The following is a 7,914-nucleotide window of genomic DNA, read 5'->3' on the forward strand; positions in this document are numbered from 1 at the left end:
GGCGCGACATCGCCGTGTATCGTTGGATTTCTGGGGCGCACGTCCGTCCGACCTCCGGTACGAATACTTATATCGGATCGGGCCGGGGTGCTCCATGCGGGTCTTCGTCATCGGCAGCTTCGTGATCGCCTGCTCGGTCAAGGTCCCGCGGCTGCCGCAGGCGGGCGAATCCCTCGGGGGCTCGGCCTTCCGCGCGGAGCCCGGCGGCAAGGGCTTCAACCTCGCGCTGGCCGCGCACCGGCTCGGCGTCGGGGTGGACGGGCTCTTCGCCGTCGGCGCGGACGTGTTCTCCCCGGTGGTCCGCTCGACCTTCGCGCAGGTGGGCTTTCCCGAGACCATGCTGGTGCCGCATGCGGGCTCGACCGGCGCCGGCGTCGCCTTCGTCGATCCGGCGGGCGAGAACTGCCTCGCGGTCTGCCTCGGGGCCAACCTCGCCCTGACGGCGGCGGATGTCCGGGCCGCGGCCGACCGCGTCGCGGCCGCCGACCTCGTGGCGGCGACCTTCGAATCCCCGGATGCCCCCATCCGCGAGGCCTTCGCCCTGGCCCGGGCGCGGGGACTGCCCACCCTGCTCAACCCGTCGCCGATGCGCCCCCTCGACCCCGCGATCCTGGCCGACACCACGCTCCTCGTCGTCAACGGGATCGAGGCGGCCGCGCTCGGCCTCGGCCCGGCCGAGGCCCTGGCCGAGACGCGGCGCCCGACGCCCGCCATCGCCGCCCTCCTCGACGGGGGCCTCGACCACCTCGTGGTCACCCTGGGGGAGCGCGGCGCGGTCGCGTTCCGCCCCGGCCTGCCGCCCCTGCGCCAGCCGGCCTTCCCGGTGGCGGCCGTCGATACGGTCGGGGCGGGCGATGCCTTCGCGGCCGGCCTGATGGCGGCCCTGCTGGCGAAGGCGCCCCTCGGCGCGGCCCTGCGGCGGGCGGCGGCCTGCGGGGCGCTGGCCACCGCGCAGTTCGGCGCCTTCGACGCCTTCCCCACCGCCGCCGCGCTGGAGGCCTTCCTGGACGGGGCCGGGCCGGACGCCGCCTCCGGCGACGCGGGCCTCAGCACGGGGCCGACGGCCCGCTGAACATCGAGAGCGAGGCCACGATGCTGAGGAGTTCCGCCTGCCGCTTGGTGCCCGTCTTGTTGAAGATCGAGGTGAGCTGGGTCCGCACCGTGCTGGTCTGGACGCCGACGCTCTCGGCATAGCTCTGCAGGCGAAGGCCCCCGGCCAGGGCCTGGAGCAGGCGCGCCTCCGCCGGGGTCAGGTCGAACAGCAGGTGGAGGAGGCCGTCATCCGGCGCCGCCCGGGCGCCGACCTGCACCAGGATGAGGAGCACCGCCGAGGCGTCGAAGACGTCGCCGGGGTGCCGGTCGAAGCGCAGGATGTGGGCGATGTGGGCGCGGCGGTCGGCGTAGCCGCGCACCGGCATGGTCTGGGCCGCGCGCCGGCCGGCGACCACGTCGGCGACCGCGTCCTGCAGGAGCTTGCTGTTGGCCAGGCTCTTGAACAGGAGGCCGCCATGCTGGCCCGAGGGCAGGATCTCGTCCTGCTGCTCCAGGCGGGCATTCATGGCCAGGACCCGCCCCGAGGCCGACAGGACCGCGGCCGGCAGCCCGATCCGGTTGAGGGCCGTGGTGGTGGTGCGGGCCCGCCCGGAGCCGAATCGCGCCCCGAGCCGGCAGGCGCGGACGAGATGCGGCCGCAGGGCATCGAGGCGCGGCAGGAGGCCGGCCTCGTGCGGACCGGCCTCGGCCCGGCGCTCGGCCGTGACGATCGCCACGTCGCCGGTGGGGAGGGGGATCGTCGTCCCCACTTGCCAGAACGGTTCGTCGACCCGGGAGGACCGGCCGTCATAGGAACCCGGCAGCAGGTCGACGTCGCGGACGAAGCTCCCCTGGGCGAGGGCGCGCCACTGCGCCGTGCGCCCGCTGCCCCGCCAGGACGCGGCGTCGGTGTGATGCCGCAGGCGGCGCTCGAGGGACGGGGAGGCGATCCAGCGCGGCGTGCCCGCGGGCGGCAGGACCATGAGCACGCCGCCATCCGAATGCGCCGTCTCTCCGAAGCATTGGAGGACGTCCGGCCAGAATTCGGGCGTGCCGGCCGCTTCATAGATCCGGTCGATCAGAGTTTCCCGCATCGGCCCGCCCCACTGATGATGTGTCTGATCTTGATAAGACCAATATCAGTCCAAAACCGGCGGCGGTATCCTCCGAATGGGGGATGTCGCCGGCCCGAGCCGGGCGCGGGGCCGGCGGCAGGTCCCTCCGCCCGCGGAGGACGGTGCGGCGGGCGGTCCCCGGCCGGTCGCGCGGTACGCGGCGAACCCCTGGCGAGACGGTGCTTTTTCGACGGGGCCGGGGCACCGGCCGGAGCCGGCAGCGACCGGAACGGCCGCGGCCGTGCCTTCCGGACCTGCCGAGACTGTCCGCGTTTCGGAGGATCCCGCCATCAGGACCTTCTGCGCCAGCGCCGTCGTCGTCCTGTCCTGCACCGCGACGCGGGCCGACGAACGGAACGACGGGCCCGATCTCGCCTGAGCCCGGGCTTCCTCGGCCCTGAAGCGCGGGCCGATCGGCTCCCCGGAGGCGACCCTCGCGACGGTCGCGCCACGGGCGGGATTCGTCGCCCACGACCACACGGAGGTCGATGAGGCGCCCGTGGCGGGCGCCGTGAGCGTCATCGCCACGGCCCTGCCGGCCGGCGCGAGCCGGGGCCTGTCCATCGCCGCGCCCATCGGCCCGACGAGCCTTCTCTGCATCCGGCGCACCCTCGCGGGCGCCCTGCCCACCGGCCTCGCCACCGGGCTCGGCGACGCAACGGTCCACCTGACCGACGGAACCCTGGCGGCCCGCTGGGGCGCCGGCCGGACCGCATCCACCCGGGCCAGGCGCGGTTTGTTAAGCGCTTTCGGCCTTACTGAAGCCGGGCGGACACAGCCTCCGGCCGCCCGGGTCGGGACCGTCGTCGCGGCCGCCCGTGCCCCGGAGCGTTCCTGGTGCGTGTGATCGGAATGGCCATGACGGGACGGCACGCAACCGCGCCTGCGCCGCGCGGCGCCTGGCGCGCCGCGTTCGCGGACCTGGTGGGCTCCGATGCGCGCCTCCTGGCCTTTGCCCGGCGCGCCGCCTGGATCCTCGTGCCCCTGACCCTCGGAGTGGTGGCGGTGCTGTACGGCACCGGCCCCGAGCCGCGGCGGAACTGGCGGGGCGACGTGCTCGGCGTGGATTTCAGCCAGATCTGGGTCGCGGGCCGGGCCGCGCTGGAGGGCCGCGCCGGCGAGCCCTACGACCTGCCGGTGCACCTCGCGAACCTGAAGGCGGCGTTCGGGCCGGATTGCCGCTTCGCCTGGCACTACCCGCCGGTGTTCCTGCTGCCGGCCGCCGCCCTGGCGGTGTGGGAGCCGCAGGCCGCCTTCTGGCTCTGGACCGCGCTGTCCGTCGGCCTGTTCGCCCTCGCGATGGGACTCGCGGCCGGGTGCCGCGACGGGGCCGGGATCGCGCTCGCGCATCCGCTCGTCTTCTGCACGCTCGTCTACGGCCAGAACGCCCTGTTCACCGCCGCGCTCCTGACCCTGGGCGCGACCCTGGTGGACCGGCGCCCCTGGCTCGCGGGGCTGTGCTTCGGGCTGCTCTGCTACAAGCCGCACTTCGCGGTGCTGGCGCCGCTCCTGCTCCTGGCCACCGGCCGTCGGGCCTGCCTGGGCGCCTGCCTCGCCACCATGCTCGCCCTCGCCGCCGCCGCCCTGGCGGCGTTCGGCCCGGCGCCCTGGATCGGCTTCCTCCAGACTCTCGGCACCACCAACCAGATCATCCTCCGGGACGCCGGGGCGGGCCTCGACGTCAACGCCAGCGCTTTCGGCGCGGTGCGGCTCGCGGGCGGCACGATGGCCGCCGCCTGGGCCTTCCAGGGCCTCGTCGCCCTGGCGGCGCTGGCGCTGGCGCTGCGCAGCTGGCGCGGGCCGACGCCCGCGCCCCTGCGCGCCGCCGCTCTCCTCGCCGCGGTGCCGCTGCTCTCGCCCTACCTGCCGGTCTACGACCTCGCGCCCCTGGTGCCCGCGACCCTGTTCCTCGTCCTGGCGGCCCGGGACGCCGGCGGCCTGCGCTGGCCGGAGCGGGCCCTCCTGTGCGCGACGCCCCTGTTCGCCCTGCCGCGCCTCGTCGCCGACCTGACGGGGGTGCCCCTCGGGCTCGGGCTGGCCCTGGCCGTGCTCGCCTGCGTCGCCCTCCGGGTGCTCCACCCCGGCGGGGCCCCGACGCGCCCCGGTGCGTCGACGGCCCCGCGGCCGGACGGCCTGGGGCACCGGGAGTCCGCGCCGCGCGCGTGAGATCCGAACGGCCCCGGACCTGCTCGGCGGCAGACCCCTGACGCACCGCCCGACCCTGGCCCTGCCGGCCGGCGGCGGGTTCGTCCCGGTCTTCGGGCTCGTGGTCACGGGGCCCAGGTCGGATCGGATCGGATCGGGTCGGGACCGTCCGGGACACGGTCGATCACGGAGGCGTCCCCCGCGCGCCGCGCCTGACCTTCCCGGGCGCCGGCGCGGACGTCGGCCGGGAGGCCTCCGGGGTTTCGCGGGGGGGGCGTGAGCGGTTGGAATCGAGCGGCGGGGCGATCCCTGAGCCCGACATCCGTTCCGCGCCCGGCGCGGATTTCCGCTTTCCCGGCCCCTCAGCCGCAACGCCGGGGGCAGGGGGCCGCGAGCGATCCCGACGCCCCCTTCCGTGTCGCGCGGCTCCGGCCGGGATCGCCGAGGCAGGGCGCCGACTCGGGCCGGCGCCCGGGACGGACGGTAGCGCGGCGGCGTTCGGCCCCCGCCGTGGCGGGGGCGCCGTAGGGTCCGGCCCGGCCAGCGCCCGGAGGCCGGGCAAACCGGCCTCGCGGATGCCCCCCGAGCCCGGCCGCGACGCCTCAGGCGATGAGGAAGTCGTTCAACACGAGCTGGTCCTTGTGGACGCCGAGCAGCGTCACGGTGTCGTGGCTGATGGTGGTCAGCACCACGTCGTTGCCGACGTCCCGCGCCGACCAGATCGGGTTGTCGTGGAGGAAGGCCCCCGCATCGAACTGGAGGACGTCGTGGAGCGAGCTCGTGCCGGCGTTGAAGCCCGAGATCGTGTCGTGGCCGAACCCGCCCTTGAAGACGAAGGTGTCGGCGCCGGCACTGGTGAAGTGGTCGTCCGACGGGGAGGACCCGACCGTGACGCCGCGCGCCAGGACCGTCACGTCGTGGCTGCCGTCGCGGTGCAGCGCGTCGGTGTAGAGCGTGCGCCCGGCGGCGTCGAAGGCCGTGCCCAGCGAGGCGTGCGTCGCGTCCTGCGGCGTGAAGTCGAACACCATCTTGGCGATCGAGGCGCCGGCCGCGTACTTGACGATCTGCTCGTCCAGCACGCCGCCGATGTAGCTTTCCGTGGTCGTCGTGCCGTCCGCGCCGGTCTTCAGCGTCGAGACGAGGTGTCCGTCGGCGTCGGTCCGCTCGATCGCGACGACCTTTCCGGCCGCATCGTAGGAGGTGTGGGTGGCCGTGTAGGCGAGGCCCTTGATGCCGGACTCGAAGACCTCCTTGCCGATGGCTTCGCCCGGGGCGTGCGTGACCGTCGTCGACTTGACCGCCGCGCCGTCATAGACCGTCGCGACCGCCGACTTGTCCGCGTGGACCTCGTTGACCGAGGTGACGTGGCCGGCGGCGTCGACCGTGACGGTCTTCGAACTGCCGTCGGTGCCGGCGACGGTGGTCGAGGCCAGGACACCCTTGGCGTCGAAGAAGCGCATCGTCGTCGTGCCGTCCGCCTCGCGCACCGCCTGGTAGTCCAGGCTGCCGTCGGCGTGGCTGCGGGTCGAGAGCACGAGGTTTCCGGCCGTGTCGTAGCCCTGATAGGTCTCGACGTAGCTTTTCCCGGTGAACCCGTACTGGTGGACCTCTCGGGCATAGGCCGCGTCGGCCTCGTTGTGGACCACCGTCTCCTTGACGAGGCGTCCATCCTTGTAGGAGCGCGTCACCACGTCCTGGAGGGTGCCGGCGGAATCGTAGGACGAGACGGTCTGGTTGTCGGGCGTGCCGCTCTTCACCGCGAAGCTGTAGCCATCGCCCTTGATCGCCTTGAGGGCGGCGCCGTAGCGCTCGACATACTGGGCCACGCGCCCGGCCGGCACGGTGAGGACGTTGCCGTCCGTGAGCCAGACGCCGGCCAGCCCCGCCGTGGCGCCGATCGCCCCGATCTGCTTCACGAATTCCGCGGAGGTCATGACGTAGGCGGCGACCGTGTCGGAGTTCTTGCTCAGGAGGCCGGCCTCGGTGAGCGTCGCGGCGCTGAGCACGTGCGGACCGGCACTGAGTCCGGCCGTCTTGAAGCTGTAGCTGCCGTTGGCCGCGGCCGTCGTCGTGCCGATGGGCTGACCGTTGTCGTAGATCATCACGGCCGAGCCCGCGAGCGCCTCGCCCTTCAGCACCGCCACGAGCGCCCCGCCGACCATCTGGGTCTCCGCCGTCGGCGCAGGGCCCATCACGGGGCCGATTCCCGCATGGGCGCCGCGGCCCTGCACCATGGCCAGGGTCGGCGCCGGCTCGGTGCCCAGCCCCAGGACCGGGGCGAACTTGGTGTCGACCCACTTCTCGGCCACGTATTCGAGCTTGGTCTGCTTGCCCGAGGCGTCGTACCAGCGGTGGATGCTGCCATAGGCCTTGCCGGAGATGCCGAAGTCCCAGGCCTCCTTCGTGCCGTCGGCGCGGGTGATGACCTCGCGGGTCTGCACGCCGGCGACGTAGGTCTTCACATCGGTCGACTTGTCGGCCAGCACGATCTTCTCGGAGGTGAGACGCTGGGCGACGTCGTAGATGCGCGTGCGGGTCGAGCCGTCGGTGGCCAGCCAGGTGATGGTGTCGTACGAGCCGTCCGCCCGGGTCTTGAATTCGGTCAGGAGCTGGTTGGCGGCCGAGTAGCTCTGGTGCAGGGCGACGTAGGACTGCCCCACGATGTTGTAGGTAAACGTCTCCTTCATGACCAGGCTGCCGGCGGCATGCGTCACGAACTCGTTCGTCAGGACACCGTTGGTGAAGATCTGCGTGTCGGTCGACTTGTCGGCGTAGGTCGTGGTCTTGTTCGCGAGGTCGCCGGCGGCGTTGTAGTTGGAAGCGACCGTGACGCCGTCGCTGCCGGCGAGATTCGTGGACTTGAGCTTGCCGGCGGCGTCGTAGACCTTGGTCAGCGTTCCGCTGGCATCCACCTTCGACCAGTAGTCCAGGGTGCCGTCCGCGTGGCTGCGGGTCGTGAGCACGACGTTGCCGGCCTTGTCGTAGGCCTGGTAGATGGTGGTGTAGCTCTTGCCGGTGATGCCGTATTGGTAGACTTCGCGTGCGTAGCTGGCCGCCTCGGTCGCATCGACGAAGGTTTCGCGGACGAGAACTCCGTCCTTGGTCAAGGCCGTGTAGCTGTTCACCAGCGTGCCGTCGGCGTCGTAGCGCGTCATGGTCCGATTGTCGGCCGTCCCGCTCCAGAACTGGAACTGGTATCCGCCGTCGATCTTGGCGAGCACCTCCTTGTCGAGGGCGTTCATGCTCTGCATCTGCGCGACCGAGGACACGGTGAACACGTGCTTGTCCGTCAGGTAGACGCCCGCCAGGTCCGTCTTCGCCGCGATGGCATCGATGCGCCCGAGGATGTCCGCCGCGGTACCGACCTCGACGACGACCTCCGTCGACACCTTGCTCAGGTGGCCCGCGGCGTCGGTGGCCGTCGCGGTGAAGACATTGCTGCCCGCGGTGACGCCCGGGATCTTGAGGGCGTAGGCGCCGTCGGCGCCGCTCACAGCCTGCCCGACGAGCTGCGCACCGTCGTAGATCTTGACGATCGCACCGGCCGGCGCGTCACCCCTGAAGGTGGCGGTGAGGGTCCCGTCCTTGGCCAGGGTGCCGCTCGAAAGAGCCAGCGTCGGCG

The 7,914-nt window shown here is 72.9% G+C and carries 5 protein-coding genes; 3 read left to right on the forward strand and 2 right to left on the reverse strand.

The genetic code is table 11. The features are described from left to right. The first annotated feature begins 94 nt into the window (after positions 1-94). Positions 95-1,072, forward strand: coding sequence for a PfkB family carbohydrate kinase (locus tag ASF18_RS06215; RefSeq protein ID WP_056221638.1), 978 nt, complete (start codon positions 95-97; stop codon positions 1,070-1,072). Here ASF18_RS06215 and ASF18_RS06220 read toward each other — a convergent pair. Next, the gene (locus tag ASF18_RS06220; protein WP_056350225.1) at positions 1,047-2,126 is read right to left on the reverse strand and encodes a transcriptional regulator; all 1,080 of its coding nucleotides are present in this window, start codon (positions 2,124-2,126) and stop codon (positions 1,047-1,049) included. The two genes, ASF18_RS06215 and ASF18_RS06220, sit on opposite strands and share 26 nt — an antisense overlap. 520 nt (positions 2,127-2,646) lie before the next feature. Here ASF18_RS06220 and ASF18_RS24230 point away from each other — a divergent pair. Together ASF18_RS24230 and ASF18_RS06230 are read left to right on the forward strand one after the other, a co-directional pair. Further along, positions 2,647-2,994: a hypothetical protein gene (locus tag ASF18_RS24230; RefSeq protein ID WP_056350226.1), complete on the forward strand. Its 348-nt coding sequence runs from the start codon at positions 2,647-2,649 to the stop codon at positions 2,992-2,994. An 11-nt stretch (positions 2,995-3,005) separates the two neighbouring features. Next, positions 3,006-4,313, forward strand: coding sequence for a glycosyltransferase family 87 protein (locus tag ASF18_RS06230; RefSeq protein WP_244472598.1), 1,308 nt, complete (start codon positions 3,006-3,008; stop codon positions 4,311-4,313). 581 nt (positions 4,314-4,894) lie between these two features. On the opposite strand, the gene ASF18_RS06235 is transcribed toward ASF18_RS06230, so the two are convergent. After that, the coding region (locus ASF18_RS06235; RefSeq protein ID WP_162239162.1) for an Ig-like domain-containing protein at positions 4,895-7,914 on the reverse strand (3,020 nt) is incomplete at its 5' end.

This window comes from Methylobacterium sp. Leaf89, assembly GCF_001422215.1.
GTDB lineage: Bacteria > Pseudomonadota > Alphaproteobacteria > Rhizobiales > Beijerinckiaceae > Methylobacterium.